The organism is Arthrobacter pascens (genome assembly GCF_030815585.1).
Classification (GTDB): domain Bacteria; phylum Actinomycetota; class Actinomycetes; order Actinomycetales; family Micrococcaceae; genus Arthrobacter; species Arthrobacter pascens_A.
In genome coordinates this window covers 3,414,393-3,440,034 of the sequence record NZ_JAUSWY010000001.1, presented here as the reverse complement: position 1 = coordinate 3,440,034, position 25,642 = coordinate 3,414,393, and the positions used below count along the sequence as shown (strand labels likewise).

The window sequence follows — 25,642 nt, the reverse complement described above, 5'->3', positions numbered from 1 at the left end:
GCTTCAATGCGACTCGATCTCGTCCAGCGAGTCGAACAGCCCGGTGACTTTCCGGACACGCTCCCGGCCTGCACGGCCAAGGGACGTGAGGACTCCGTTGGCCAGGACGCTGACCAGGCTCATGGCCGACGCATAGCTGTCCAGGGCCTGAGCATTGTCAACAGGGCATTCGATCCAGATGGTGACATCGGCCGCAAACCGCCTTGCGCTTGAATCTCCGATAAGGATGGTCACCGCTCCGGTAGAAGCGGCTGCCTTGAGGACCCGGTGGAATTCGGCGGGCCTACGGCGGAACCCGAAAATTACCACTGCGTCGGCCTTGCCGAGGCTGGCCAGTTCTTCGCCAAGGCTTTGCCCCGATAGAGGGGCGAGGTTTACCTGTTTGCGGCATTGGAGCAGTTGTTGCCGTAAGTGCAGGGCCACGGGGAAGCTGTTGCGGTATCCGATCAGGAGGACGGTGTCGGCGTCGGCCATTTTTCGGGTCGCCGCCGCCAGCCTAGAATCATCGAGGAGCTCGAAGAGGCGGCGCACGTTTTCCAACTCCCGCTCCATGTGGCCGACCAGGCCGGCGTCGGCACTGTGCGAACCGAGCGGGATTCCACTGGAACGTATGTTGCGGGTGTGCTCTTTGACTTCGTTGAAATCGGCAAAGCCCAGCCTGCGGAACAGGCGGCTCATGGTGGCTTTGGAGACGCCGCTGAGGCTGGCGAGTTCCGCTGCATTGAACGTGGCGAGGTCGCCCATCCGGTCCAGGAGAGTGTCGGCAGCCTTCTGTTCTTGTGGGCTCAGCTCCGGATAGTGCTGTCCGATTCGTTCGTCGATCCTCATGAAACAACCGTCTCATGGCGCGGGGCAGGGTCAATGTCCCGAACTCTTCACGGGCGCTCCTTCCGGGGCATACTTCTATCACGGCCAGAACGCAGGAGAGGGAACCATGCGCATTCTTGTAGCCAATGTCAACACCACACAGTCCATGACCGACTCCATCGCTGCCCAGGCGCGGCGGGTTGCAGCGTCAGGAACGGAGATCATCGGACTCACGCCGCGCTTCGGTGCCGTTTCGTGTGAGGGAAATTTCGAAAGCTATCTCGCCGCTATCGGCGTGATGGACAGGGTGCTGTCCTATGAGGGGCCGTACGACGCCGTGATCCAGGCGGGCTATGGCGAACACGGCCGCGAAGGCCTGCAGGAACTCCTCGATGTTCCGGTGGTGGACATCACCGAAGCGGCAGCGAGCACCGCCATGTTCCTTGGGCACAAGTATTCGGTGGTCACCACCTTGGACCGGACCGTGCCCCTGATCGAAGACCGGTTGAAACTGGCCGGACTGGATGTCCGCTGCGCGTCTGTCCGTGCCAGCGGGCTGTCAGTCCTTGAGCTCGAAGTGGACCCGGACCGCGCCATCGAAGCGATTGTGGAGCAGGCACTGCTGGCCGTCAGCGAAGACAAGGCGGAGGTCATTGTCCTGGGCTGCGGCGGCATGGCGGGGCTTGACGAGCAGATCCGGCGCCGGGCTGATGTGCCGGTGGTGGATGGAGTGGCCGCGGCCGTCACTATCGCGGAGTCGCTCGTGCGGATGGGGCTGTCCACGTCCAAGGTTCGGACCTACGCTCATCCTCGTTCCAAGTCGGTCACAGGCTGGCCGTTGGCCGGCGTGGATGTTCCTGCCGTGCCGCTCTAGATCCGCTGATCGGTGCGTGGACGTGCCCGCATCCGGCTGAGCAGCAGAACGGTGCGGGGGACCGGGCAGACAATGGCCAGTGCGAGCACCGCCACCAACGTGACTCCGACGTCGGGAAACTGGCGGACTATGACGGCCAGGTTGGTGTCGAACTTGGTGGGGGCATAAATAAAGCACAGCCATAAGGCAAAGCCGTCGAGGCCGAGCGCCGCAATGGCCACAGCCAGGGCCGGCCACCGCTTTCGGGCGGACGCATGTCTCCGGAGCAGAAAGAAGAGCGCCAGCCACAGGCTCACCACCTCCGCCAGCAGCAGTGCCAGCGAGACCACCCAGCTGTACCGCTGGAGCCAGTCCTCCTGCACTACCGTCGGCACCGGGTCCTGCCCGTGGAGAATCCGGAGAACGTTGGTATCGATGGCCTTGAGCCGTGACGGGGCGGACGTGTCGTTCCCGTTGATCATCAGGACGACGCCAAGGCCGGAGGCGGGAACCATGGCCTGGTACGTGTGGGAATTGCCCCATTCCCCTTGATGCTCCACGAGCAGCGGCAATGCGTCCAGGTCCGGCTCCTCCGAAAGGTCGGCAGACTCCACGAGCGGTCGGGTGAACCACCCCATGGCGTAGCCCTTGGTATCGTCCACCCGCACTCGTGGCTTGAGCAAAGCCGCCACGCTTTCCGGCTGGAGGATGCGCCGGTCCCTGTACCCGCCCTCGTCCAGCAGGGCGATCAGCTCGTGGCTCTTGTCCTCGGCCGAGGCGTACATGGTGGTGGACGGCATTCCGGTGGTGGGTGCGGGCACATCGGTCTGCAGCCAGAACGCGCCGAACCACAGCGAATGGCCGGCAGCAACATTGTCCGCGCTGGCACCAGCCCGGGTCGGATGGCTGTGAGTCATCTCCAGGGGCTCGAATATGTGATGCTCCATGTAGTCCCCGAACGGCTGGCCGGAGACGGTCTGCACCAGGAGGCCCAGGATGTTGAAGTTGGCATTGGCGTACCCGAACGCTTCGCCCGGGACTCCGGTCAAAGGGGAACCTGACAACGCGCGCACACCTTCTTCGATGGCCTCCGGGTACTGGGCGTCGGAGCCTTCGAAGGCCGTGTCTTTGGAGGCCATGCCGCTGGCCTGATGGAGCAAATGGCGAACTGTGACCTCTGAAGCGCGGCTGTCCTTCAACGTGAACCAAGGCAGGTATTTCTGCACCGGTTCATCCAGCTGCAGCCGGCCGGCCTCAACCTGCTGCATCACGGCAATGGCTGTCAGGGATTTGGTGGTGGAAGCCAGCAGCACCGGAGTCTGGGCCGTCATCGGCCGCCCTGAATCATCGGCGCGGCCAAATGCAGCAGAGTGCACCTGGAGGCCGTGCTGGACGACGACGATGGCGGCACCAGGAATCCCGAGTGCGTCCAGCTGGTCCTGCAGGAAGATGTCCAACGCGTCATAGGCCTGCGCCGGATAGGAGCTTTCCGTTGCAGGCGATCCGGCAGGGACTGCGGCCATCGTGAAGCCCAGGAGGCCGACAGTCAGGAGGCGCGGCAGAAGGTAGCGCGATGAACGGGAAATACGTCGCATGCCCGTACCTGCAATTCGGCTGACCGTCTCTTCACGGTATGGCCTTGCTGGGCGGAAAACAATGCACCCGCTCTCCGGGTCCGGTCACTTCATCCGATAGTTTCAAAGAATTATCAGAAACAGACATAGCGAGTTCATCGGCGGCGCTCCCAAATTTGTTGGATTTGGCGCAATGCGGCACCGACGCGCGACGATATCAGCGCATCTTTGGACCCCGTCTTCTCCAGAAGACTCCTTGTGCTTGCGTAAACTTTACGATAGTTTCTTCATGTGATGCAGGTCGCATGGTGGGGATCATGCGGCGGAGGTGCCGAGCAAAGGACAAAGATGACCATCAGCCCAGACGCGCGCACGGCGGAGGAACGTCTCCAGCGTATGCATAGACGCTTGGGAGGCATTGCCTACGGCGGAGATTACAACCCCGAGCAGTGGCCCTGCGAGGTATGGCTTGAGGATGCGCGCCTGATGCAGGAAGCCGGCGTCAACCTGGTCACCCTGGCCGTGTTCTCCTGGAGCCGCCTCGAAACGGCGGACGGCATCTACGACTTCGGCTGGCTTGATGAGGTCATGGACCTTATGCACCAGCACGGCATCGGTGTGGACCTGGCCACCCCGGATGCCGTTCCGCCGGCCTGGCTGATCGCGCAGCATCCTGACATCCTGCCGGAGCTCGCCGACGGCAGCGCGTTCGGCTTCGGCTCGCGCCAGCACTTTGACGTCTCCCATCCGGTCTATCGCCAAAAGGCTCTCGCCATTGCAGGGAAGATGGGGGAGCACTACGCCAGGCACCCGGCGCTGATGATGTGGCACGTGGGCAACGAATACGGTCCCGTCTCCTACGGCCCCTGGGCGGACAAAGCCTTCCGCAAATGGGTGCAGACGAAGTACTCGACGCTGGAGGAACTGAACCAGGCCTGGAGCGCCGACGTCTGGGGCCAGGTGTACTCGGACTGGAGCCAGGTGGGCGCTCCCGCGCAGCCGCGGACCTGGTCCAATCCCACCCGCCGGCTGGACTACCACCGCTTCACATCCAGCAGCATGCTGGAGCATTTCAAGGCAGAGCGGGACATCCTGCGCCGCCACACGCCGGACGTTCCCATCGTCACCAACTTCATGCGCTTCTACAAGAACAACGATTACTGGGCCTGGGCTGCCGCAGAGGACGCCGCGGCCCTGGACATCTACCCGGACCCCCGCGAAGCTGACGCCCACGTGGCGGCGGCCCTGAATTTCGACCTCATGCGGTCCCTCCGCGGAGGCCAGCCCTGGATGGTCATGGAGCAGGCCACCGGAGCAGTGAGCCAGTGGCCGGTCAACGTCTCCAAGCTGCCCGGCAAGATGCGCCTGGGTTCCTACCAGGCCATTGCCCAGGGCGCGGATGCCATCCTCTTCTTCCAGTGGCGGCAGGCCAAAGGCGGCACGGAACGCTACCACTCCGCCATGGTGGGCCACTCCGGCCCCAACACCCGGATCTTCCGCGAAGTGACCCAGCTCGGGAACGAACTGAAGGAACTGGACGGTCTGACCGGCACACGGTCAGCCGCCAAGGTGGCCATCGTCTTCGACTGGGATTGCTGGTGGGCCCTGGAGCTGGGCAACTCGCCCCGCTCAGACCTGACGTATGCCCAGGAAGTCCTTCGCCTTTACCGCCCGCTGTTCGATGCCAACGTCACGGTTGACTTTGTGGACACCAAGAGCGACCTGAGCCAGTACAGCTTGGTCCTCCTGCCAGCTGCCTACCTGCTCACCGACGAATCCGCCCAACGGTTCGAGGATTACGTGTCCGACGGCGGCCGCCTGGTGGTCTCCTACCTCTCCGGCATCGTGGACGAGTCCAACACCATCCGCCTGGGCGGCTACCCCGGCGCCCTCCGCAAGGTCTTGGGAGCCTGGAGCGAGGAGATGCACCCGCTCGCCGGTGAGGGTGAAGAAGTGAAGCTCGCAACGGCCGACGGCGGCACAGCCTCCGCCAGTTACTGGACCGAGCACCTTCACACCGACGGGGCCGACGTGCTGGCCAGTTACGACTCAGGCCGGCTCGCCGGATCACCGGCGGTCACCCGCAACACATTTGGGAAGGGAACAGCTGTGTACCTCTCGGCACGGGTGGACAACACCTTCCTGGAGTCCCTGCTCTTTGCAGAACGCCAGGCGGCGGGCGTCCAGCCCGAGCTGGCAGCTCCGCCGGGAGTCCAGGTCCGCCGTCGTACTGGCAACGGCAGCAGCTTCCTGCTGGTTCTGAACCACAACGATGCCCCGGCGGGCATCGACGTCGGACGCGGGGGAACCGACCGGATCAGCGGCCGTCCCCTCCAGGGAACCGTTGAGCTTCCCGCCAACGGCGTGCTGGTTCTGCAGGAGTCCGCCACCGACGAAACTTCACGATAGGCAGGGAAGGCGATGGCAATACAACTAGAAGTCCCACCCGAGGCGGCCGCGCCAAGCGTGCCGGATAAGGCCCAGAAGCCGCGGAACAAGCCTGGCGGCTGGAAGCTGGCGATCAAGCGGGATTGGCGCCTGTACACCCTGCTAGCGCTACCACTGCTCTACTTCGCGATTTTCCGGTACCTGCCCATGGCCGGCAATGTGATCGCCTTCCGGCAGTTCCAGCCGGGCGGCAGCATCTTCGGCGAGAAATGGGTGGGGCTGAAGTACGTCACCCTTTTCATCAACGATCCCAGCTTCTGGCAGGCGTTCCAGAACACGATCATCCTGGGAGTGCTGACGCTGCTCTTTTGCTTCCCGATGCCCATTATCTTCGCCCTGATGCTGAACGAACTGCGCTCGCAGAAGTTCAAGAAGTTCGTCCAGACCGTGGCGTACCTGCCGCATTTCATGTCCGTGGTGATCATCGCGGGCATGATCCTGCAGAACTTCTCCATGACCGGCACGGTGAACCAGATCGCCAACACCCTCTTCGGCACCACGATGAACTTCACGCAGGACGCCAGCTGGTTCCGGCCCATGTACATCAGCTCCGAGGTCTGGCAGACCATGGGCTGGGGCGCCATCCTGTACCTTGCTGCCCTGACCCGGGTGGATGAGTCCCTGTATGAGGCCGCCAGGATTGACGGTGCCAACCGGTGGCAGCAGACCTGGCATGTGACCCTCCCGGCCATCCGGCCCACCATCATCACGCTGCTGATCCTGAACATCGGCACGTTTATGGCGGTGGGCTTCGAGAAGATCTTGCTCATCTACAACCCGCTCAACTATGAAACGTCGGACGTCATCTCCACCTACCTGTACCGGGTAGGCCTGGAATCAAGCAACTTCAGCTACGCGGCCGCCATCGGAATGTTCGAATCCGTCATCGGCCTGACGCTGATCCTCTCCGCGAACGCCATCTCACGGCGCGTCACGGGAACGAGCCTGTGGTGAAAGGGGCAGTCATGAATGGAGCACTCCTGAACCGGCAGGCCAAGAAGGACACCGGCGTCCTGTTGAAGGACATGAAGGAATCGCGTGGCATGAAGGCCTTCCGGATCTTCAACCTGGCGTTCCTGCTGGTGGTGGTGTTCTTGACGGTGTACCCGTTCCTGAACATCATTGCCCAGTCGTTTTCCAGCGAAGGCTTTATCAACTCCGGACAGGTCAACCTGTTTCCGCGCGGCTTCAACGTGGAGACGTACAAGCTGATCCTCGCGGACTCCACGTTCTGGAACAACTACGGAAACACGGTCCTGTACACGGTGGTGGCCACGGCCATCTCCATGGTCCTGACCACAACGTTCGCGTACGCCATCGCCAAGAAGGACCTCAAAGGCCGCAGCTTCTTCATCGGCATCGCGGTGTTCACAATGTTCTTCAACGGCGGCCTGATCCCCAACTACGTGCTGATCAGCTCGCTGGGGATGCGCGACTCCATCTGGGCCGTGGTGCTGCCCAACGCCATCAGCGTCTTCAACCTGCTGATCATGAAGTCCTTCTTCGAGAACATGCCGCGTGAACTGGAGGAGGCCGCCGCCATCGACGGCCTCACCCAGTACGGCGTGCTGTTCAGGGTGGTCCTGCCGCTCAGTAAAGCCATCGTGGCCACCATGGTCCTGTTCTACGCCGTGGCCAACTGGAACTCCTGGTTCCAGGCCTTCCTCTACCTGGACAAGCCTGAGCTGTTCCCGGTCACCATCTACCTGCGCAACATGATCGCCGGAGCAAGCAACACGGCAAGCGCCGGCTCCACGGTGGAAAACGTGGGCCAGATCGCCGCCAACATCCAGTCCGTCACCATCGTCCTGACTGTCATCCCCATCCTGTGTGTCTACCCATTCGTCCAGAAGTACTTCTTTTCGGGCATCATGCTCGGTTCCGTCAAGGAATAAAAACCTACGAAAGGAAAGCCCATGATCCGCAGACGAGACTTTCTCGGCCTCGCGTCCGTCATAACCATCGGCCTGATGGTGACAAGCTGCGACTCAGAGTCAGCCGCAGTGGATACGTCCAAGTCCCGCACGGGTGCCATGGACAGCTTCGGGGTAGGTGACACGTTCAAGGCGACGGCGCCGCTGACGTTCAGCTGCCTCTTCAGCGACATGCCCTCCTACGCCTACAAGAAGGACTGGCTGTTCTTTACCAAGCTCGCCGCTGATACCAATGTCACCCTGGACGCCACCGTCGTCCCCAGCAGCGACTATGAGCAGAAGCGCAGCCTGCTCATCAGCTCCGGAAACGCCCCGGAAATCATTGCCAAGACCTACCCGGGCCAGGAATCAGCCTTCGTCTCCTCCGGAGCCGTCCTTCCGGTCAGCGACTACGTGGACCTGATGCCAAACTTCCAGGACAAGGTCAAAAAGTGGAAGCTCGAGCCTGAGATCGAGGGCCTTACCCAGGCCGACGGCAAGTACTATGTGCTGCCGGGCCTGCATGAGGAACTGTGGCCGGACTACACCCTTGCGGTCCGCACGGACATCTTCGAGAAGAACAACATCGCCATCCCCAAGACGTGGGATGAGTTCCGCGAAGCGCTGCGCAAGCTCAAGAAGGCCTATCCCGACGTCGTGCCTTTCTCGGACCGCTTCAACGGCAACGCCGTGCTGAACATCGCCGGCACCGCCTTCGGCACGGTGAGCGGCTGGGGTCTGGTGGACGGTCTGGTGTTCGATGAATCGGCCAAGAAGTTCAGCTTCGGCGCGGGTTCCGGGGAATTCAAGGCGCTGATCACCTACTTCAACTCCCTGGTGTCCGAGGGCCTGATGGACCCGGAGAGCTTCACCCAGCCGGACGACTCCGCCGTCCAGAAATTCGTTACCGGCAAATCATTCGTCATCAGCACCAATTCGCAGAACATCGTCACCTACCGGACATCCATGGAGCAGTCGCTGGGCAAGGGCAACTTCGCCATCTCCAAGATCACTGTGCCCGGTGGTCCGGCCGGCGACGTGATCGGGGGCTCGCGCCTGGAGAACGGCATCATGCTCAACTCCTCCGTTGCGGACAAGGACAACTTTGTGGCCCTGATCCAGTTCATCGACTGGCTCTTCTACAGCGATGCCGGCCAAGAGTACTCCAAGTGGGGTGTCAAGGGCACAACGTACGACGTGGTCAACGGCAAGCGCACGCCCGCCCCCGATGTGAACTTCCTGGGCCTGAACCCGAAGGGCACCAAGGACCTGCGCGTGGACTACGGCTTCTCCGGCGGCAACTTCGCCTATGGCGGGACCACCGATCTGCTGCAGTCCACCATGAATGAGGAGGAGCTCAAGTTCCAGAAGGACATGCAAAGCAAGACGCCCAAGGCCGTGGCACCGCCCGTTCCGTTCAGCGATACGGACCGCGAGCAGGCCACCCTGGTGCTGACCCCGCTGAAGGACCACGTCAAGCAGAACACCTTGAAGTTCATTACCGGCCAGCGGCCGCTCGGCGAGTTCGATGCCTACGTCAAGGAGCTCGACGCCAAGGGCCAGTCCAAGTACGTTGAACTGGCGAACAAGGCTTACAAGGCGTACGCGGAGAAGAAGTAGGTTCTGCCTCACCGCGGCGCGGCCTCCCGGACATCCACCCGCGGGGCCGCGCCGCCGTCGTCACCGGTAGGGTCGTCACCGCACGGAAGGCACCTGTTGACACAGAAGATAACGGAGTACGGCTCCGGCCCGCTGTTCAAGGCAGCCACCACGGTCTACGGGGTGATGGTGGGCGACCTGCTGCTGGTGGCGGCGAACGTCCTGCTGGTGCTGGCCCCCCTACTCGTGGCCTTGTCCGCCGGCATGCCCACCGCGTCCGTCTCCCGTTCCCTGCCGGGATACGGGGCGCAGCTTGGGCTGGTTTTCCTGGCGTTTGTGCCGATGGGCCCGTCCCTGGTGGCCGCGGCCTACGCGTTCAACCGCTTGTTGGCGGGGGAGGAAACCGGGGTGTTCCGTGACTTCGTCCGCGGCTACCGGGCCAACTTCCGGCAGGCGCTCGCGGTCTGGCTGCCGTACCTCGCGGTGCTGGCCGCCGCCGTCGTCAATCTTTTGCTGTTGCCCGGAACGCTCGACGCCGGGAATCCCACCCAGTCAGCCGCACGGGTGGGGTTGTTGGGGCTGGGCCTTCTGGTGGCCACCGCAGCCGTGACCGCCATGCTGCTGCTGTCCCGGTTCACCTTCCGCGTGCGGGACATTTACAGACTCTCGCTCTACAGCCTTGGTGCACAGAAACGGGTTTCATTGGGGAACGCCGGCATCCTGTTCGTCACGGCGTTCCTGCTGACGGCCACCACCGCTGCGCTGATGCTCTTCATCGCCGGTGCCGTGGTGTACCTGATCTGCCTGAATTCCCGGCCGATGCTGCGGTTCATCGAACAGAAGTTCACGGTGGCGGGGGAGGAGTGAACCGCCACTGCTGAAGCACTGCGTGCGGGAATTCTCAATTGATTCTTCGAGCACGGCTACGACGCATCCTTGATGAGCCCACGCGGCTATTGACTTCCTCCCGGATGAGGCTCAGTGTGGGGTCCTACACACCACATCGTTGGTGATATTCGTTCATGGTGGGGGCCACAGAACGCATTCCTTTGGGTCGCTTAAGCAAAGGCCCAGTCCTGATCGGCATGCCGGAAGCGGGTATTCCGCGGATACTTCAACGCGCCCGACCCGATCGCACAGTTTCCCATATCGGAGCAGGCGCGAGCCTGCCCGAGACCGTCTATGCACCAGCAAATACGGCTAACCGCGCCTATTTAACGCGGTCCCAACACAAGAATTGATCGCTGCTACCTCGGGCAAAGCCCCCTGGGGCAGTCAACTTCAGGGGACGACCATGTTGATTTTTAGTGCTTTTCGGACCAGGGCTGTCGAAGGCCCCTTCGCCATTCGGTGGAGGGCCGTCGTCTGCGCCGCCGCGCTGACATGCGCTTTGCTACTGGCGGGCCTACTGTCCACGCCCACCCCTGCCCGCGCCTCGGGTTCGGTGGTGGGGTTGGGTGCTGCGGAGAGTTTTTCGGTGTTGGGTGCCTCGACTGTGACTAATACCGGTCCGACGAATCTTGGCGGGGATCTGGGGGTCAGTCCCGGGACTGCGATTACGGGTTTCCCGCCGGGCACGCTGGGTGGGAGCAGGCATTCTGCTGATGTGAAGGCCGGCGCGGCGCATGCGGATTTGCAGGCCGCGTATAACGATGCTGCCGGGCGCACTGTGACTGAGGTTGTCGGCGGGGATCTGGTGGGGCGGACGCTTAACGCCGGAGTCTATGCTTCGGCCAGTTCTCTCGGGTTGAGCGGGACTTTGACGCTGGACGGTCAGGGCGATCCGAACGCGGTCTTTATTTTCCAGATGGGTTCCACGCTCACGACGGCTTCGGCCAGCCAGGTCAAGCTTGTCAACGGGGCCCAGGTCTCGCATGTTTTCTGGCAGGTCGGCAGCTCCGCGACTCTGGGCACGGGGTCCTCGATTGCCGGGACGATCATGGCGCTGGCATCGATCACGGTGACTACGGGCGTGAGCATCCAAGGCCGCGCCCTGGCTCTCAACGGCGCGGTCACCCTGGACAGCAACACCATCACCACGGCTCCGGCGGTCGTTCCGCTGCCCTCGGGTTCGGTGGTGGGGTTGGGTGCTGCGGAGAGTTTTTCGGTGTTGGGTGCCTCGACTGTGACTAATACCGGTCCTACGAATCTTGGCGGGGATCTGGGGGTCAGTCCCGGGACTGCGATTACGGGTTTCCCGCCGGGCACGCTGGGTGGGAGCAGGCATTCTGCTGATGTGAAGGCCGGCGCGGCGCATGCGGATTTGCAGGCCGCGTATAACGATGCTGCCGGGCGCACTGTGACTGAGGTTGTCGCGGGGGATCTGGTGGGGCGGACGCTTAACGCCGGAGTCTATGCTTCGGCCAGTTCTCTCGGGTTGAGCGGGACCTTGACGCTGGACGGTCAGGGCGATCCGAACGCGGTCTTCATTTTCCAGATGGGTTCCACGCTCACGACGGCTTCGGCCAGCCAGGTCAAGCTTGTCAACGGGGCCCAGGCCTCGCATGTTTTCTGGCAGGTCGGCAGCTCCGCGACTCTGGGCACGGGGTCCTCGATTGCCGGGACGATCATGGCGCTGGCATCGATCACGGTGACTACGGGCGTGAGCATCCAAGGCCGCGCCCTGGCTCTCAACGGCGCGGTCACCCTGGACAGCAACACCATCACCACGGTGGAATGACGTGATGGCCCTCCGGCGGCACGCTGGCTGGGCCCTTTCGGGACGCCCCGGTCAAAGGCTATTGACCGGGGCTCTCCGCACAACAGCTAAGACCTGTTCCTAAACCTCGCCTGACCTACTCCAGGATCGCACCGGCGGCTGCTGACACACGCTAAGCCGTCGGCCGGAGCGAGGTGATCATCCGCTTGATATCCCGGTACTCGGCAGTGCCCGCGTATATCTTCGCCTTCTCCAGATACGGCAGGGACGCGTCGCCGGGGGTCTCGTTGTTCGCGGGGTTGTAGAACGCCCCGAACATGGCAGCGTTGGGCGGCCAGGTGAAGAAGTGGAAGATGGCGCAGGCGGAGTCCCCGGTAGGTGCCGGACCGGTCGCGATGCCATAGGCCGCGGCCGGAGTGTTCGCCGGACCCGGATCCGTGGCGTTGCCGCGGGTCTCGAAAACGTACCGTGGCGTCATGCCGTCCTGCGTCAGAGCCGTCAGCTCCTGCGACTCCAGAACGGAATAGGGGTACCGCTCCGTGCACGTGGATCCCGTGGCCATGTTGGTCCGGAGGGTCGCCAACGGCTTCCCCGCCTGGTTGGTAATCTCCGCGAATGCGCCGCCACCTTCAGCCAGCTCCCCGGCGGGATCCCTGACGCTCCACGCGGCCGGATGGTCGAAGGTCAGCTGGCCGTCCGCCGTCGTGTATTCCGTCCAGGTCGCCGGCGCCGGGGTGGTGCCGGTAGCGCTCGGTGTACCGCCCGACGTCGGCGTTTGGCTCGGCGTGACAGTTGCCGTTGAGGACGTTACAGGTGCGCTCGTGGTGCCCGGTCCCGGCGGCCCTGCCTGCTGGCCGCATCCTGCAAGCAGCAAGGCGAAAAGAAATGCCGCGGGAACCGCGACGCCGGACGATGCTGATCTGCGCATGTCACCCTCCCGGGGCCGATTGTGGTCCCTTAAGTGTTGCGCCGTCCGGAGCTTTGGGACCTCGGCTGAGGGTGATTGGCATCGAACTGTTGTTGCGTATAACGATCCGCCCCGCGTGCCGCTCTGGGCGGTGGGTGAAGTCCATGCCTTCAGCTGTTGATGAGCTGCTCTCGGAGGATGTCTGCGTGCCCGCAGTGCTGAGCCAGCTCGCGCAGCATGTGAAGGTACACCCAGCGCAGCGGCAGCGGGCCGCGGCGGTTGCCGTGGACCAGGTCGTCCTGCCCCAAGGATGATGTCGCGCGGCGCGATGCCTCGCACGCCTCCTGGTGTGCCCGCTGGACCGCTGCGATACTGTCGCCGTCGTCGAGGATGAACGACTCGTCCGGTGTGGCGGGGATGCCGATCTCGGCGCGGGGCCGGCAGGTGACCGCTTCGTCGAACCAGACCTTCTCGACAAAGGTCGCGTGCTTCACCAGGCCCAGCAGTGTTGTCCGGGAGGGCACCAATGATCGGCGCACCTGCTCCTCGGTCAGCCCGTTCAGGCAGCTATTAAGCGCGTTGCGGTGCTCGTCCAGGAAGGCCTCGAACTGAGCCTGGGCCGGCTGGCTGATGACGTCCTCGGCGGACGAGGTGGGGAGGGTAGACATGTGTGAAGTATTCCAAGACCCTGACACAGGAGCAATCAGCACAGATCAGCATGTCCGGACTTTTAGACCGCTCGGAGCCTTCCTAGACCTTCACCGCGGGCCACGGCAATACCGTCAGTGAGGGCCATTCTTCACTCCACCGCCTGGTCTTGGCCACGTACACGTCGCGGGGCGCAAGCACAGGGTTCGGTACCACCTTCCGGCCGAACAGGTCATCGTAACCGTGCGGCGCATACGTTCTCAGGCCGCCGTCGTCGCCTGCCGTGACTGCGAAGCAGCAGGTCTTCGCGGCGAAATGATCTATCGCATCGGCCGTGCTGGTGAAGGGCACAGCAGGAACGCAGAAATGTTCCTCATACCAAAGATGCACGCGGGCTTCGTTGCGCACTTCGACTTCCGCGCCCAGGTCCTTGAACAGTTCCCGCGCCCGGCGAATTACCGCGTCTTCCGCCTCGTAAGAGGTGTCCTCGTCAAAGTAGAACAGGTCGTAGTCCCGGATGCCGGCGCCCGGGTCCCTGCCGTCCAGTACGTTCCAGACGGTCTGGAACAGGGCCCCCGCAGTCAGCCACCAGTCCGCAATACCCAGCAGCGGCGCCAACTGAAGGATCTGCCGGTTGACCGGATTCCTTTGGATATAGGTGAGAAAGAGTCGTTCATCGTGGCGCGTCGCAGGTTCATCCTGCCCCAGCCCCTGACGGAGGTTCACTCCACTGCCCGGGAGTAGACGCTGATATGGCGGCTGCTGGACGCGGTGAACGGTTGAGCGCTCCAATCGCCCCATCGATCTACCAGCCTAAACCCGGCGATTCTCGCCATCAGATCCATTTCGCTCGGCCAGATCAGCCGGCAGGAGATTGGAAAGAGCCGCACACCATCCTTGGTTAGAGAGACGTGGTTCTCATCGAGAATCTGTGTCACCGGGTCGTAGCGATTAGCATCCAGCACCACTTCATCGTTCGTGAGCTGCTCGACGTTAATGAACTGGTCGCCGCGAATCCAGGTCGACGGCACCGCTGCCTCAACCACGAACACGCCATCTTCTGTCAGGTGTCGAGCCGCGTTTTCGAAGCATCGCACCTGATCATCCTGGGTGAGAATGTTGTAAATGGTGTTGAAGACAAGATAAACGAGTCCGTAGTCGCCGCGAGGCGCGGATACACGCGCCATGTCGCCCACCGTCACATCCACGTTGTCGCCACCGGGCTTCTTTCGAAGTTGCGCGACCATGTCCGGCGACAATTCAATTCCGTCGACGCGGATGCCACGCTCAGAAAGTGGGATCGCAATCCGGCCGGTGCCTATGGCAAACTCCAGCGCGGAACCATCGCCGGCATGACGTGCGAGAAATTCGACGGTCTCGGCCTCATCCCCGCGCAGCGAATGACTGTCATATCGTTGTGCAACTTCAGGGCCGAAACTCTTCGCGGGGTCAAATCCATCCATTCCACGAGCCTAGCGATGGAAACTCGTCAATGACGGCGTTTCCATTACTCAGTTGGGCACGTTCTTTAGTCCGGCGAACATGTCGCTGGCGTGCCTTGCGAAATCAAAGCCGCCGTCGCTTCCCCGGGCGGTATGCATCGCAAGCGCCCATGCACCCTCGAAGAGTCCGATGCTCCACCGCGCTTCAGCGAGTCGATGCGCACCGCCAGGGAGGCCGTATTCCTCGAGCATGGCGTGTTCACCGTCGATATCAAGATTTGCGGCTCGTGCAACTGTCGCGAGATCAAACATTCCGTCGCCAGCGCCGGCGAACTCCCAGTCAACAAGCCACAAGCGGTCGCCGTCGTCGATGACGTTGTTAGGCCACACGTCATGGTGGGTGAGGACAGGCGCCGACGTTTCCCGTGCACGGACTCGCCGCAGAATTGAGTCGAGGCCATCGGGCACGCGCGCGCCGCGTGCCGCTGCGCGGGAAAGCATCCCTTCCACCCTGTCGGCGAGCGTCGGAAGTTCGCGCGGTGCCGGCACATGGGTAGCTCGAAGCAACTTCGCCATGCGTCGCACACCGTCGTCATCAAAATCGGAATCACTGAGTATTCGGCCGTGGTGATCAATCAGGTGCGAAGACCGTCACGGCAATGCACACCTGCCGCGTCGAGCATCCACGGAGAGTCGACTCATTGAAGGCAAATCGAATCCGATGTTATCAATACAAGATCGAGAGATAGGGAGCCCGGGAGTTGGGCGGGGTCTTAGCATTGGGCATATGAAGGTTGGGAAGATTTACGAACACTCAGGGAGGAACTGCAATGACCGGTGACAGGGATCGGGATGCTTCAAGGCGCCCGCGGCAGGCCCGCCCGCGTGACGCTCTTGGGCGTCCGCTGCCGTACGGAAGCGCTGGCGTCGAGCCGGTCTCGGAGGAGCCGCTGCCGCCGGTGCAGACCTTGGTCTCGGCCCGGAGTCTGGTGGAAGCCGGCCGGCCCTTCGCCGCGCATGAGGTGCTCGAGGCCCGCTGGAAAGCCGGGCCGGCCGAAGAGCGCAACCTTTGGCAAGGCCTCGCCCAGATCTGCGTCGGGCTCACCCACGCCGCCCGGGGGAACAGCGTTGGCGCCCTCCGGCTCTTCGAGCGCGGTGAAGCCCGACTCGAGGAGTATGGCTCCGGTGAAGGGCCGACCTACGGGCTCGACCTGACCGACGTCGTGAATTGCGCACGTGATCGGATGCGAACCGGCCGCTGAGCCGGCGACTATCCGCGGCTGCAACCTTCTTCAGAAAGCCACTCATTACGTAGTCTCACGCCTGTCCGAGGCCGTGATCCGCAGCGCCACCTTCGGGCACTTCGCCGTTGGCTACAGCCTCAATCCAGTCGGTGGCAGCGTCCGAGAGGTAGAAGCCCGACGGACCGCTTTGAGAGACCGACCCACCTACGGAAGCGATCTCCGCGACCACCTCTGCCAGCAGAACGTCACCGTTATTCTCAATTAGCCATGCCCTCGTCGACGGCTTGAGCTTCGGCCACCACTGGTCGATATTCATAGGCCAAGTATGCCGCTCCGGCACCAGGGCGCGACCGCTGAAGGGCGATCGTTTCTGTCCGCTAGTTGGTCCTCCGCCCGAAGGCCGTTCAATGACATGCTTTAACGTGTCCAGGTTGCACTTACATTGGGGGTAAAGCCATGACTGAAAATGCCGAGGCCGTTTTACACGACGGCACCACCATCCCAGTCACCATTCATGGAGACGGACCCGCGCTGCTGGTGCCTGTCAGTCTCGCACCACATACGACGGCGGAAGCCGAGACTATGCGTCAGTGGGGCGCGGACCCTGATCTGGGGCCAACCCTGGTCAATGGGCTTGCACGATCGAACCGGGTGATCGCCGCCGACTACGAAGCACATCGGATGGCTCACCCGGCCCCAGACACCCTCACACCAGGGAATGTCGCGGCAGATTTCCTGGCCATAGCCGACGCCGCTGATGCCGACGTCTTCGCCTACTACGGCTACTAGTGGCTGGCGCTTAGCGGTTTGCAGCTCGCCCTTCGCACAGACCGTCTCCGGGCGCTGATCATGGGCGGATACCCGCCTTTCGATGGCCCGTACAAGAGCATTCTGGCCGTCACCCGGGCGGCGCATTCGATGTCCGCCCAGGCACCTGCCCAGGCTGCCTCGCCGGTCACTGAAGCCGAGCCTGGCGACTGGGATTCCGTTCCCATTCAAACGAACGAGGCACAAACCCGCCAATTCGTAACCCTCTACGAGGCACTCCAGGACTTCGACGACTTTGCCGCCGCCGTTCCGCGTGACTTGCCCCGGCTCGCCTTCGCCGGCGCAGACGACCGGATCGATTACGGACCGGCATGGGGCAACGTCCAGGTGAGGATCGGTGAGCCTTTGGTGACGCACAGCGGAGCACTCGCCGAGGCCGGATGGGACGTCGAAATACTTCCGGGCCTCGACCACATGAGCGCGATGCACGGCTCCGTCGTTCTGCCCCTCCTGACGGGCTGGCTCCAGAAGGTCGGCTGGGCGAAGTAAGTGCCCCGGCGAGTCTAGTATTTCCGTGGATTGGATCGAAGATGTCTCAGTGCGTGGCCACAGAAACGCTGGCCGACAAGTACACGACAGCGTCCACCTGCAAGGTTGTGGGGGCAGAAGCGCTCAGGAAGCTACATCGAGCTTCTCAGCCGATGACCTTCGTAGTGTGCCCTGGAGGGCATCGAGGGAGAGGGCCAGTTCTTCGGCAAGGGCAGCCACGATCATGAAGGACGGGGTGGCGATTCGACCCGTCTCGATCTTCCGGAGTGTCTCAGGGGATATACCTGCACCAAGAGCTACCTGGACCAGTGTCCGTTCCCCCCGCGCATTACGGAGCATCTCTCCGAGCAGCTGCCCTGCTCGGATGTCTTCTGGGCTTAGTGGGACTCTAACCATCTTCTAAGAGTAGTACCGTTATAATAATAACGGTACTACTTGGAGGAATCATTGATTGAGCTACTCACGCCTCGAGAAGTTGACGCGGCACGCGTCTGTGGACAATTCGTGGCGAAGACTCTCTCGGACTTGAGGGACAGAACCGAGCCCGGGACGAATCTCTTGGAGATTAACGATTGGGCAGCCTCGATGATCCGGATAGCAGGAGCTCGCTCGTGCTATGTCGACTACACCCCATCATTTGGGCGCGGCCCCTTCGGAAAGGTCATCTGCACGTCCGTCAACGAAGCCGTTTTACACGGCCTCCCTCATGACTACGTCCTGATGGATGGCGATCTACTTACCCTTGACTTCGCAGCAAGTGTTAACGGGTGGGTCACTGATTCCGCCATCAGCTTCGTTGTAGGGGATTCTTCTGCACCCGGAGACCAGCACATGATTGAAACAACGGAGAAAGCGCTTCTGGCCGGTATCCATGCAGCCCAGCCCGGAGCGCGTATTGGAGACATCTCTCATGCAATTGGCTCAGTGCTCGAATCAGCGCGCTTTAGGGTCAACAGCGAATTTGGCGGGCATGGTGTAGGAAGCACCATGCACCAGGACCCGCACATACCGAACATCGGTACCCCAGGACGCGGATACGTGCTTCGCCCGGGACTGCTTCTGGCAATAGAACCATGGATCATGGACGGCACCAGCAAACTTGTTACAGCGCCTGATGGGTGGACCTTGCGCAGTTCCAATGGCCGTCGGACCGCGCACTCCGAGCACACGATTGCCGTCACGGAATCCGGACCCGTCATTCTCACTCAGCTGGTCTGAAGAGCGAGTCTTCCACCCCAAGCGAAGTCCACAAGCAGCCGGGCGGGTGGTGGCTCGGATCAGGTGGGGCTGATCGCGGTGGCGGTCAGGTGGGTGGTGGCGTTGCGGATCTCGTCCAGGAACAGTGCGGGCTGTTCGAAGGCGGCGAAGTGGCCTCCTCGGGACGGCTCGTTCCAGTAACGGATGTCGGGGAAGCGGCGCTCGGCCCAGCGGCGGGACGGACGGGGGTTCTCGCGCGGGAAGATCGAGCACGCGGTGGGGACCATAATCTGATCGGCGGCGCCGGAGCGGAACAGGGCCTGGATCTCGGCGAAGCTTTCCCAGTAGAGGCGTGCGGCGGACGCGCCGGTGGCAGGCAGCCAGTAGAGCATCAAGTTGTCCAGCAGTTGGTCTCGGCTCAGGACCGACTCCAGGGTGCCGTCGTGATCGGTCCAGGCGTGGAACTTCTCGATGATCCAGGTGAGCAGGGCCGCGGGGGAGTCGACCAGTGCGTAACCGATGGTCTGTGGACGGGTGGACTGCTCGAACGAGTAGCCGTCGCCGGAGGCAGCCTTGGTCAAATCGGCAAGGGCGGCGTGTTCGGCCATGGTCAGGTCGTCGAGCGTGGCGGGGTCGGCGGCCACCAGCGGGGGCATCAGATGGATACCGATAAGGCGTTCGGGGTAGTGGGTGGCCAGAGCGGTGCTGACGCTCGTGCCCCAGTCATGGCCCTGCGCGAGGAAGTAAGGGTAACCGAGGAGGGTCATCAGCTCGGCCCAGGCGCGGGCGACCCGCCGCACCGTCCAGCCCTCGGTCGCGGGCTTGTCGCTGAAGCCGTAGCCGGGCAGCGACGGGCACACCACGTGGAAGGCGGGCTGCCCGGCGGGCGGGTCCGCCAGCGGGGCGGCGACGTCCGCGAACTCCACCACTGAACCGGGCCAGCCATGGGTCATCAGAAGCGGCACGGCGTCGGAGCGTACTGAGCGCACGTGCACAAAGTGGATGGCCAAGCCGTCGATCACGGTGCGGAACTGTGGATGGCGGTTGAGACGAGCCTCGGCGGCGGCGAAGTCGTATTGCTCGGCCCAATCGGTGCAGAGCTCCCGGGCGTACGCGAGCGGGGTGCCCTGCGTCCAGCCGCCGGTGGTCGACGGCTCGGGCCAGCGCGTGCGCCGCAGCCGGCTGCGGAGGTCGTCGACCGTGGCGGCGTCGATCCGCACTCGAAACGGGATGATCGGATCGGCGGTCGCGGCCACATCAAGGGCGCCTGACATGGGATTGCCTCCTTGCGCGGGCCGGGGCAGATCTTCATATGCCTATCTTGGTGAAACGACGAATCCGATAGAAGCGCCGTCTTCCTTGGACAAAGAATATGCTGAATGCCACCACTTCAGGGCACCACGGAAGGGCGGCCAGGCCCTCAACTCCGTTTGCGAAATTCGATCGTCGAATCATGGAACTGATCGGGGTGACCGGACACTATGAGGTATGGGCGAAGAATCGGGTATCTCGGACGAGGTGTTGTGGTCCCAGGTTGTCAACGGCGACGGTGACGCCTTCGGATTGCTTTTCGACCGCCATCATGACCGGGTGCGCCGGCATGCTCTCAAAGTGCTGAGCCTGCCTCACGTGGCTGAGGACGTCACCGCCGTGGTCTTCTATGAGGCATGGCGCCGGCGCGCCAATGTCCGCATAGTGAATGACTCGATACTGCCTTGGCTGTTGGTCACCACGAACAACACCCTCCGTAACCACGTCCGTCAGCAACGCCGCTACAGGCACTTCCTCAACCAGCTCCCGCCGCCACAGGATGCGGCCGACATTGCCGACGGCATTGCCGAAGCCGATGAATCCAGTTTCAAGTCCTCTGCTCTTCGGGAAGCTTTCACGAAACTAAGACCACAAGAGCGCGACGTGCTCACCCTGTGCGTCATAGGGGGCCTGGGAGCCAAAGAGGCAGGTGCTGCCCTTGGCATTGCGGATGGAACGGTGAAGTCCCGGCTCCATCGAGCGAAATCCCGGCTTGGGACCCTGTATAGCCAAGTAGTGCATGAACAAGAGCCGGACCCGCAGGCAATTCTTGGACGGAGAACATCATGAACACATCCGAGTTCCAGGCTGACAGGCGTGAAGCGCTACGCAGGCAGCTCGTCAAGCTCCCGACCCTTGTTCCGCTGAAGCCTGCCGGACCGGCCCGCCCTCACCCAACCCGTCGAGTTTTGCTCGCCGCCGCGACAGCAACAGTGGGCGCGCTGGTTGTAGGGCAGATCAGCATTACCGCGCAAAGCGCGCACGCAGCAGGGGTCCTGCGGGCAGTTGCGGAGCAGTCAATGACCTTCAGCGATCCCGTGCCAAAGCCGGGCGAATACCTGCTGATCCACACGCGCGCCAACTGGGGTGTTTCCAGCGTGGATGAATCGGGGACCATCAAAAACTCGATGAACGTCCAGACAATTGACGTTTACGTTCCAGGCAGCCCAAATGAGGACTGGGTCCTCCGGCGCGACTGGGGCGATGCCGCCCCGGTACCCATGGAAACAGAGGTCATCCGCGCCAAGGACGGATATTTTTATGGCGGCCCGTGGAGCCTGCTGAGCGAGGAGGAGCTGGACGCTCTGCCGCGGGACGGGCAGGCGTTATACGACCACTTCAACTCCCAGTACGACGGGGGTTCAGCCTCACGGGATGAGAACAACTTCGTACGCATCACCGACATCCTGAGGCTAGGTCTCGTTCCTGCCGACCTGCGCGCTGGCCTCTACCAGGCGCTGGCTTTCATCCCCGGGGTCAATGCCAGCGAGCAAGCCAACTTCGACGGCAAGGTCGGCATAGCGATCGGGCGGACAGAACCACTCCGCGCCGGCCAACGGGCAGAAATGATCATCGACCCCGATACCGGGCTGGTCATCGGCGAACGAGCCATCATGACTTACGCAGCCTTCGGCTTCGGCTCAAATGAAGTGGTTGGCCACACTGCCATCGACTACCGAATCGTCGACTCCGCCCCCGAATGAGTGTCGTATGGACTGTCTCAGTTCCTAGGAAACGAGACAGTCCAGTGCCATGACGGATCGAAAGTTGGATCGGGGTCGCGGATGATGGGCCACGGCGATCGATGCGGTATTGCCTGGTTCGATTCTGAGGACCGCGCGGATGGCTCCTGCCGTTGCGGCGTACGTCAAACGCGTGTACGGGTCCGCCGGTTTCCCACTGGTCCATGCTGCGCCTTATGTATTCCCTGTCAAGTCGAACGTGTTGAAGCTATGTGGGTAGGCTCGATCTCGAACGCGCCCCGCAGCCGGTAAATGCCTGTGGACACGGACAAGGTCTTTGAACCTAAGACGATCCCGTCCAGAGGAAACGGCCAGCCTCCTGCAGTTCCCGCGCTGTTGGCGGATTCGCTCCATGTCGGGTCGCACTGATGGCTGCCGCGGCAGCAGCCACCGTTCCGAGCCGCCTGAGCTGCTCCTCATCGAAGTCCGGCCGGGAATCGGTCAAGATCCCAGCGATGAACGAGGACATATAGGAATCGCCGGCACCCACAGTGTCCGCTGCTTTTACCTCCGGCGCGGCAACGTGCACCTGGGAAGACTCTGAGTAGAGGTCCGAACCCCTCCGCTCCTGCAGTTACGGCAACTACTTGCACCCCGAGCTACAGGATGCGGCGCGCAATCTCAGCTGTTCCGAGTCCCGGGTAGAGCCAGGTAGCGTCCTCATCGCTCAGCTTCACCACATTGGCCAGGCGCGCCGTGGCCTCGAAGGTCTGGTGTGCCTGGGCATGGTCTCCGATGATGTGCGACCGGATATTGGGGTCGTACGTGATGACGCACCTGCCGTAGAAGAACTTCATCACAGACCGGAAGTGCGTGGCCCCGGGTTCAAGAAAGGTGGCCAGGGATCCGGTATGCAGGACTTTGGGAATGAAGGTGGGACTCACCTGCGGCAGCGTCCACTCGATGCCAAGGCATATGCAGCCGAACCTTTGCTGTCCAGCGAAGCCGTTGCCGTGGAGGTGCGTCTCAGGCGGGTGGCACCCCGTAGAAGCTGCACTGCAGCTGAATCCAGATGCTGCCGGATGGCTTCGGCCCTCCGGTCCGCGCCCAGCACTGTCAGCAGGCCTGTGTTCACACTCAGCCGCCCAAGGCCGTAGGCCACGTTGGGGCCTGACCCGCCGGCGAATTCCACAGGTCCGGCTGACGTCGTGATGATGTCGGTCAGGGATTCCCCGACGACAACGGGTTGGGCCGCTGGGAGCCAGAAGTGGTGGTCACGGCTGTCCTGACAGTGCGGCCTGACGTGTGGTTCCCACGCCATTCACTATCAGCTTCGAAACTATGTTGAGCAGGGGCGTGGAGACGGCGTTAGCCACCGTCAGCGTCACGGGCGAGTCCACAATGGGCACTGGGACTGCCATGATGCCCTGATGGCCGGAGAGTTCCAACACCCCGGCGTCGATGATGGCCCGCAGCTCGGAGCCCTCGTCGGCCGGTAGGAACGCGTCGGCGAAGTCGGCGTTCCCGGCCACCGTCACCCGGATACCGCCCCCGTCATGCCGGAAGGTGGCCAGTGGCCCCTTCAGGGTGGCGAGGCTGATGACCGTCCCGGCGGTGACGGCGCACCGGAGGTCGGCACCGCCGTCGAGCACTGTCTCAAAAACCGTAGCGCTGACCTGCTCCAGGGAGCCCGGCCGGGAGTACGTTGCGAGGTCGGCGTGGGGTGCGGCCGCCAGAGTATCGCCGTCGAGCGTCAGCGTGTGCGGGATGCTCAGCGCGCTGGCCCACTGCCCTTCAGGGCTGATAACGCCGCGGACCCAGAAAATCAACGACTGCGCGCCGTCCCTGTCCCGGAAGAAGGAAGGGGCGTAATAGCTCTTGCCGTAGGTGAGCTGGCCCCACGAGCGGGCGATGAACTGACCATCGGAGTAGCTTCCTACGCCGTAGGCCACGTAGTGCAGAACGTCGTCTTCCCAGATGGAGGTGACCAGGACGTGGGAACCGTCAATCTCAATGAGCTGGGGGCATTCCCACATCGTCCCGGTCCAGACCGGATCCATCTCCGTGCCGGAGCGTTGCGCGGCGATGCCATCCAGAGTCCACTGCGACAGGTCCGGGGAGCTGTAGGAAACCGCGGCTGCGGTGCCGCCCTCCAGCCCGGCGCCGACGAACATGCGCCACTGTCCGCCGTCGCGGAAGACGAACGGGTCCCGGTAGGCCAGCACGCCGGCATCGGGAGCAGTCATCAGTTTCGCGCCTTTGGTCCACGAGTTCCAGGAGGCGTCGTCGGGTGTGGCGGTCCTGACTGTCCCAATGCCGATGTCGGGTTCGGTGACCGAGGTGTAGAACATCGTCGCGCCGCCATCGGGGCCGGTGGCTATGGAACCCGACCAGATGCCATCGTCACCTTCACCGGGTGCGACGGCGACGGACTGTTCCGTCCAGGCAATCATGTCGGGGGACGTGGCATGACCCCAGTGGCAGTTGGAGGCCCACGTGGTGCGGCCCGGAACGTACTGGTAGAAGAGGTGGTACTGGCCGTCCTTCCAGGTCACGCCGAGGGGATCGTTGATCCAACCCTCAGCGGCTGTGAAGTGGAAGGCGGGGCGGGTTTCGTGCGCGTTCATGCTGATCCTTCGGTGCTGTCTGCTGGTGGAATTACTGGACGGGGACGCTGTTTGCGGCCAGGAACCGCTGCCGGACCTCCCGGGCCTGATCGGCGTTGGCCTTCTCCCAGTCGTCAATTTCTGCCCTGCGTTCGTTGCGGACGGCGTCCCGCGTTTCGGTGAACTGCTTCATCCGTTCGGCGGAGGCGTCGCGGGCGGTCTGCTGGGCCGGCGTCAGTTCCGGCAAGGGCCGCTCCTCCACCTGGTCGCGGGGCCGCAGCGGCAGGCGCTCCTCCACGGCGGCGATCTCCAGCACGGGGGAGGGGAGCGTCTGGTACCAGTAGGCGGTGGAGGACCAGTCATCGGAGAGGTGGTTGGCGTGGCCGTGTTCGAAGGTGACCTTGATGCGTTTCTGGAACCTGATGGGATCGGTCATGTGGAAGCGGTAGCTGTGGTGGAAGCCCGGCACGTTTTCTTCGTGGACCATGGTGCCGTTCATCAGGAAGGCGTTGTGCTGCATGCCCCAGGCGTGGCCAAAGTAGTCCTCCATGCCGGTGCCGTGCAGGCTGGGCGGCCAGGTGTCGTCGTCGATGAAGATCATGTCGTCACCTTCGCCCCACCATGACCCTTGGAAGTGGCGCACGGCCAGGTTGCAGCCCACATAGTGGCCCTGGCCCTCGGTCTCGAGGACCACGTAGTTGTCCTCGCCGGAGAGGTTGGGGATGGCCACCTCGATGCTGTTGGTCTGCAGGTCCGGGCCCCATCCGGCGTTGGGCTTCTGCCGGCGCCAGTGGGCGTGGAAGTAGGCCGTGTCCTCCGGCAGTGGCTCGGTGTAGAGCTCGTAGTCGATGTAGAAGTACTGCAGGTACGGGATGTCGTTCTGGTTTTCAACGGTGATGCGTGCCCTTGAGTTGAAGGGCATCTCGAAGTAGCTGTTGAACGCCGCACTGCCGCCGAAGGTGTTCAGTTCCCCTTCCTTGGCGGAGACGGAGAGCGGCAGGGAATCGTAGGAGCCGGACAGGGAATTCAGCAGGCCGAAGAAGTCACCCAGTGGCGCAATGACGCTGGGGGTTTCCTGATCATCCCAGTACATCCTGATGACGATCTTGCGGTAATAGTCCGGGTCCACCACTTCCCAGCTGACGCCGAGGGCGTTGTGGATTTCCAGCATCGGCACGCCCACCAACTCCGGGGAGATCTGGCCGGGGCCCGGCTGGATCCGACAGGACTGGGTCATCCAGATGTGCGTGATGGAGCCCGGGCCCTCGATGTCCGCCAAGACCCGTTCCTCGCCGGGCATCACGATCCAGTTGTCGCGGTTCCGGCCGGTCTGGTCCCAGCTGGAGGCGCGGGCCGTGCGTGCGGTGGAGAGCTTGGTCAGGCTTGAGAGCAGGCCTGAGCGGGGCGATGTTGCCATGGTGGTTGTACCTTTCAG

At 62.9% G+C, this 25,642-nt stretch carries 28 protein-coding genes; 13 read left to right on the top strand and 15 right to left on the bottom strand.

From position 1 onward, the window contains the following. Positions 1 to 3: 3 nt before the first annotated feature. Positions 4 to 828: a MurR/RpiR family transcriptional regulator gene (locus tag QFZ30_RS15905; RefSeq protein ID WP_307077832.1), complete on the bottom strand. Its 825-nt coding sequence runs from the start codon at positions 826 to 828 to the stop codon at positions 4 to 6. A 106-nt stretch (positions 829 to 934) separates the two neighbouring features. Here QFZ30_RS15905 and QFZ30_RS15900 point away from each other — a divergent pair, with 106 nt between their 5' ends. Next, positions 935 to 1,681 (top strand): aspartate/glutamate racemase family protein, encoded by a 747-nt coding sequence (locus QFZ30_RS15900; RefSeq protein WP_307077830.1) that lies wholly within the window; start codon positions 935 to 937, stop codon positions 1,679 to 1,681. Here QFZ30_RS15900 and QFZ30_RS15895 read toward each other — a convergent pair. Continuing rightward, the gene (locus QFZ30_RS15895; protein WP_307077828.1) at positions 1,678 to 3,255 is read right to left on the bottom strand and encodes a serine hydrolase domain-containing protein; all 1,578 of its coding nucleotides are present in this window, start codon (positions 3,253 to 3,255) and stop codon (positions 1,678 to 1,680) included. The two genes, QFZ30_RS15900 and QFZ30_RS15895, sit on opposite strands and share 4 nt — an antisense overlap. Positions 3,256 to 3,582: 327 nt before the next feature. Between QFZ30_RS15895 and QFZ30_RS15890 the strand changes: the two genes are divergently transcribed. The 6 genes from QFZ30_RS15890 to QFZ30_RS15865 all read left to right on the top strand — a co-directional run bounded on the left by QFZ30_RS15890 (position 3,583) and on the right by QFZ30_RS15865 (position 11,874). Beyond that, positions 3,583 to 5,643, top strand: coding sequence for a beta-galactosidase (locus tag QFZ30_RS15890; protein ID WP_307077826.1), 2,061 nt, complete (start codon positions 3,583 to 3,585; stop codon positions 5,641 to 5,643). A 12-nt stretch (positions 5,644 to 5,655) separates the two neighbouring features. Then, complete coding sequence (locus tag QFZ30_RS15885) at positions 5,656 to 6,636, top strand: ABC transporter permease (RefSeq protein WP_307077825.1); 981 nt, start codon at positions 5,656 to 5,658, stop codon at positions 6,634 to 6,636. 11 nt (positions 6,637 to 6,647) lie between these two features. Next, positions 6,648 to 7,577 carry a carbohydrate ABC transporter permease gene (locus tag QFZ30_RS15880; RefSeq protein WP_307077823.1) on the top strand — a complete coding sequence of 310 codons (930 nt, stop codon included), beginning with the start codon at positions 6,648 to 6,650 and terminating at the stop codon, positions 7,575 to 7,577. Between the two features lie 21 nt (positions 7,578 to 7,598). After that, positions 7,599 to 9,215, top strand: coding sequence for an ABC transporter substrate-binding protein (locus QFZ30_RS15875; protein ID WP_307077821.1), 1,617 nt, complete (start codon positions 7,599 to 7,601; stop codon positions 9,213 to 9,215). Between the two features lie 96 nt (positions 9,216 to 9,311). Further along, on the top strand, positions 9,312 to 10,061 hold the full coding sequence (locus QFZ30_RS15870; protein ID WP_307077819.1) for a YesL family protein: 750 nt from the start codon (positions 9,312 to 9,314) through the stop codon (positions 10,059 to 10,061). Positions 10,062 to 10,488: 427 nt separating this feature from the next. Beyond that, positions 10,489 to 11,874: an ice-binding family protein gene (locus QFZ30_RS15865; protein WP_307077818.1), complete on the top strand. Its 1,386-nt coding sequence runs from the start codon at positions 10,489 to 10,491 to the stop codon at positions 11,872 to 11,874. Between the two features lie 151 nt (positions 11,875 to 12,025). Here QFZ30_RS15865 and QFZ30_RS15860 read toward each other — a convergent pair whose 3' ends face one another. The 5 genes from QFZ30_RS15860 to QFZ30_RS15840 all read right to left on the bottom strand — a co-directional run bounded on the left by QFZ30_RS15860 (position 12,026) and on the right by QFZ30_RS15840 (position 15,426). Next, positions 12,026 to 12,781: a hypothetical protein gene (locus QFZ30_RS15860; RefSeq protein WP_307077816.1), complete on the bottom strand. Its 756-nt coding sequence runs from the start codon at positions 12,779 to 12,781 to the stop codon at positions 12,026 to 12,028. 149 nt (positions 12,782 to 12,930) lie between these two features. Next, on the bottom strand, positions 12,931 to 13,428 hold the full coding sequence (locus QFZ30_RS15855; protein WP_307077813.1) for a DinB family protein: 498 nt from the start codon (positions 13,426 to 13,428) through the stop codon (positions 12,931 to 12,933). 82 nt (positions 13,429 to 13,510) lie between these two features. Further along, a complete protein-coding gene (locus QFZ30_RS15850; protein ID WP_307077811.1) occupies positions 13,511 to 14,134 on the bottom strand; it encodes a nucleotidyltransferase family protein in 624 nt (207 codons plus the stop codon). Further along, a complete protein-coding gene (locus tag QFZ30_RS15845; RefSeq protein WP_307077809.1) occupies positions 14,131 to 14,871 on the bottom strand; it encodes a class I SAM-dependent DNA methyltransferase in 741 nt (246 codons plus the stop codon). The genes QFZ30_RS15850 and QFZ30_RS15845 overlap by 4 nt, the downstream gene beginning before the upstream one ends. Positions 14,872 to 14,919: 48 nt before the next feature. After that, positions 14,920 to 15,426, bottom strand: coding sequence for a phosphotransferase family protein (locus QFZ30_RS15840; protein WP_307077807.1), 507 nt, complete (start codon positions 15,424 to 15,426; stop codon positions 14,920 to 14,922). 383 nt (positions 15,427 to 15,809) lie between these two features. Between QFZ30_RS15840 and QFZ30_RS15835 the strand changes: the two genes are divergently transcribed. Then, positions 15,810 to 16,112 (top strand): DUF309 domain-containing protein, encoded by a 303-nt coding sequence (locus QFZ30_RS15835; protein ID WP_307077805.1) that lies wholly within the window; start codon positions 15,810 to 15,812, stop codon positions 16,110 to 16,112. Positions 16,113 to 16,167: 55 nt separating this feature from the next. On the opposite strand, the gene QFZ30_RS15830 is transcribed toward QFZ30_RS15835, so the two are convergent. Then, positions 16,168 to 16,410, bottom strand: coding sequence for a hypothetical protein (locus QFZ30_RS15830; RefSeq protein ID WP_307077803.1), 243 nt, complete (start codon positions 16,408 to 16,410; stop codon positions 16,168 to 16,170). A 140-nt stretch (positions 16,411 to 16,550) separates the two neighbouring features. Between QFZ30_RS15830 and QFZ30_RS15825 the strand changes: the two genes are divergently transcribed. Next, on the top strand, positions 16,551 to 16,883 hold the full coding sequence (locus QFZ30_RS15825) for a hypothetical protein (protein ID WP_307077799.1): 333 nt from the start codon (positions 16,551 to 16,553) through the stop codon (positions 16,881 to 16,883). Positions 16,884 to 16,901: 18 nt separating this feature from the next. Then, on the top strand, positions 16,902 to 17,411 hold the full coding sequence (locus QFZ30_RS15820; RefSeq protein WP_307077797.1) for a hypothetical protein: 510 nt from the start codon (positions 16,902 to 16,904) through the stop codon (positions 17,409 to 17,411). Positions 17,412 to 17,534: 123 nt separating this feature from the next. Here the strand turns inward: QFZ30_RS15820 and QFZ30_RS15815 are convergent, their stop codons facing one another. Then, positions 17,535 to 17,750 (bottom strand): helix-turn-helix domain-containing protein, encoded by a 216-nt coding sequence (locus QFZ30_RS15815; protein WP_373462850.1) that lies wholly within the window; start codon positions 17,748 to 17,750, stop codon positions 17,535 to 17,537. A 108-nt stretch (positions 17,751 to 17,858) separates the two neighbouring features. Here QFZ30_RS15815 and map point away from each other — a divergent pair, with 108 nt between their 5' ends. Then, complete coding sequence (gene map / locus QFZ30_RS15810) at positions 17,859 to 18,629, top strand: type I methionyl aminopeptidase (RefSeq protein WP_307077794.1); 771 nt, start codon at positions 17,859 to 17,861, stop codon at positions 18,627 to 18,629. Positions 18,630 to 18,688: 59 nt separating this feature from the next. Here the strand turns inward: map and QFZ30_RS15805 are convergent, their stop codons facing one another. Then, a complete protein-coding gene (locus QFZ30_RS15805; protein WP_307077792.1) occupies positions 18,689 to 19,882 on the bottom strand; it encodes an epoxide hydrolase family protein in 1,194 nt (397 codons plus the stop codon). 214 nt (positions 19,883 to 20,096) lie between these two features. Here QFZ30_RS15805 and QFZ30_RS15800 point away from each other — a divergent pair, with 214 nt between their 5' ends. After that, positions 20,097 to 20,708, top strand: a complete 612-nt coding sequence (locus QFZ30_RS15800; RefSeq protein WP_307077790.1) for an RNA polymerase sigma factor — start codon at positions 20,097 to 20,099, stop codon at positions 20,706 to 20,708. Further along, positions 20,705 to 21,622 (top strand): CU044_5270 family protein, encoded by a 918-nt coding sequence (locus tag QFZ30_RS15795; protein ID WP_307077788.1) that lies wholly within the window; start codon positions 20,705 to 20,707, stop codon positions 21,620 to 21,622. Before QFZ30_RS15800 ends, QFZ30_RS15795 begins: the two co-directional genes overlap by 4 nt. Positions 21,623 to 21,944: 322 nt before the next feature. Here QFZ30_RS15795 and QFZ30_RS15790 read toward each other — a convergent pair whose 3' ends face one another. Genes QFZ30_RS15790 through QFZ30_RS15770 form a run of 5 tightly spaced genes read right to left on the bottom strand, consistent with a single transcriptional unit; the run spans position 21,945 to position 25,624 of the window. Beyond that, on the bottom strand, positions 21,945 to 22,235 hold the full coding sequence (locus QFZ30_RS15790; protein WP_307080299.1) for a PfkB family carbohydrate kinase: 291 nt from the start codon (positions 22,233 to 22,235) through the stop codon (positions 21,945 to 21,947). Between the two features lie 25 nt (positions 22,236 to 22,260). Next, positions 22,261 to 22,545 (bottom strand): hypothetical protein, encoded by a 285-nt coding sequence (locus tag QFZ30_RS15785; protein ID WP_307077786.1) that lies wholly within the window; start codon positions 22,543 to 22,545, stop codon positions 22,261 to 22,263. Continuing rightward, positions 22,542 to 22,922, bottom strand: a complete 381-nt coding sequence (locus QFZ30_RS15780) for a PfkB family carbohydrate kinase (protein ID WP_307077784.1) — start codon at positions 22,920 to 22,922, stop codon at positions 22,542 to 22,544. Before QFZ30_RS15780 ends, QFZ30_RS15785 begins: the two co-directional genes overlap by 4 nt. Further along, complete coding sequence (locus tag QFZ30_RS15775; RefSeq protein WP_307077783.1) at positions 22,876 to 24,228, bottom strand: glycoside hydrolase family 32 protein; 1,353 nt, start codon at positions 24,226 to 24,228, stop codon at positions 22,876 to 22,878. Before QFZ30_RS15775 ends, QFZ30_RS15780 begins: the two co-directional genes overlap by 47 nt. 31 nt (positions 24,229 to 24,259) lie before the next feature. Next, the gene (locus QFZ30_RS15770; protein ID WP_307077781.1) at positions 24,260 to 25,624 is read right to left on the bottom strand and encodes a glycoside hydrolase family 172 protein; all 1,365 of its coding nucleotides are present in this window, start codon (positions 25,622 to 25,624) and stop codon (positions 24,260 to 24,262) included. Positions 25,625 to 25,642: the final 18 nt, after the last annotated feature.

Bases quoted from the DNA above. Each gene is read 5' to 3' on its own strand.
- QFZ30_RS15860 (WP_307077816.1), bottom strand. From the start codon at position 12,781: ATGCGCAGATCAGCATCGTCCGGCGTCGCGGTTCCCGCGGCATTTCTT.
- QFZ30_RS15865 (WP_307077818.1), top strand. From the start codon at position 10,489: ATGTTGATTTTTAGTGCTTTTCGGACCAGGGCTGTCGAAGGCCCCTTC.
- QFZ30_RS15905 (WP_307077832.1), bottom strand. From the start codon at position 828: ATGAGGATCGACGAACGAATCGGACAGCACTATCCGGAGCTGAGCCCA.
- QFZ30_RS15840 (WP_307077807.1), bottom strand. From the start codon at position 15,426: ATGGCGAAGTTGCTTCGAGCTACCCATGTGCCGGCACCGCGCGAACTT.
- QFZ30_RS15805 (WP_307077792.1), bottom strand. From the start codon at position 19,882: ATGTCAGGCGCCCTTGATGTGGCCGCGACCGCCGATCCGATCATCCCG.
- QFZ30_RS15855 (WP_307077813.1), bottom strand. From the start codon at position 13,428: ATGTCTACCCTCCCCACCTCGTCCGCCGAGGACGTCATCAGCCAGCCG.
- QFZ30_RS15770 (WP_307077781.1), bottom strand. From the start codon at position 25,624: ATGGCAACATCGCCCCGCTCAGGCCTGCTCTCAAGCCTGACCAAGCTC.
- QFZ30_RS15825 (WP_307077799.1), top strand. From the start codon at position 16,551: ATGACTGAAAATGCCGAGGCCGTTTTACACGACGGCACCACCATCCCA.
- QFZ30_RS15895 (WP_307077828.1), bottom strand. From the start codon at position 3,255: ATGCGACGTATTTCCCGTTCATCGCGCTACCTTCTGCCGCGCCTCCTG.
- QFZ30_RS15815 (WP_373462850.1), bottom strand. From the start codon at position 17,750: ATGCTCCGTAATGCGCGGGGGGAACGGACACTGGTCCAGGTAGCTCTT.
- QFZ30_RS15900 (WP_307077830.1), top strand. From the start codon at position 935: ATGCGCATTCTTGTAGCCAATGTCAACACCACACAGTCCATGACCGAC.
- QFZ30_RS15845 (WP_307077809.1), bottom strand. From the start codon at position 14,871: ATGGATGGATTTGACCCCGCGAAGAGTTTCGGCCCTGAAGTTGCACAA.
- QFZ30_RS15795 (WP_307077788.1), top strand. From the start codon at position 20,705: ATGAACACATCCGAGTTCCAGGCTGACAGGCGTGAAGCGCTACGCAGG.
- QFZ30_RS15875 (WP_307077821.1), top strand. From the start codon at position 7,599: ATGATCCGCAGACGAGACTTTCTCGGCCTCGCGTCCGTCATAACCATC.
- QFZ30_RS15885 (WP_307077825.1), top strand. From the start codon at position 5,656: ATGGCAATACAACTAGAAGTCCCACCCGAGGCGGCCGCGCCAAGCGTG.
- QFZ30_RS15890 (WP_307077826.1), top strand. From the start codon at position 3,583: ATGACCATCAGCCCAGACGCGCGCACGGCGGAGGAACGTCTCCAGCGT.
- QFZ30_RS15775 (WP_307077783.1), bottom strand. From the start codon at position 24,228: ATGAACGCGCACGAAACCCGCCCCGCCTTCCACTTCACAGCCGCTGAG.
- QFZ30_RS15800 (WP_307077790.1), top strand. From the start codon at position 20,097: ATGGGCGAAGAATCGGGTATCTCGGACGAGGTGTTGTGGTCCCAGGTT.
- QFZ30_RS15880 (WP_307077823.1), top strand. From the start codon at position 6,648: ATGAATGGAGCACTCCTGAACCGGCAGGCCAAGAAGGACACCGGCGTC.
- QFZ30_RS15780 (WP_307077784.1), bottom strand. From the start codon at position 22,922: ATGGCGTGGGAACCACACGTCAGGCCGCACTGTCAGGACAGCCGTGAC.
- QFZ30_RS15830 (WP_307077803.1), bottom strand. From the start codon at position 16,410: ATGAATATCGACCAGTGGTGGCCGAAGCTCAAGCCGTCGACGAGGGCA.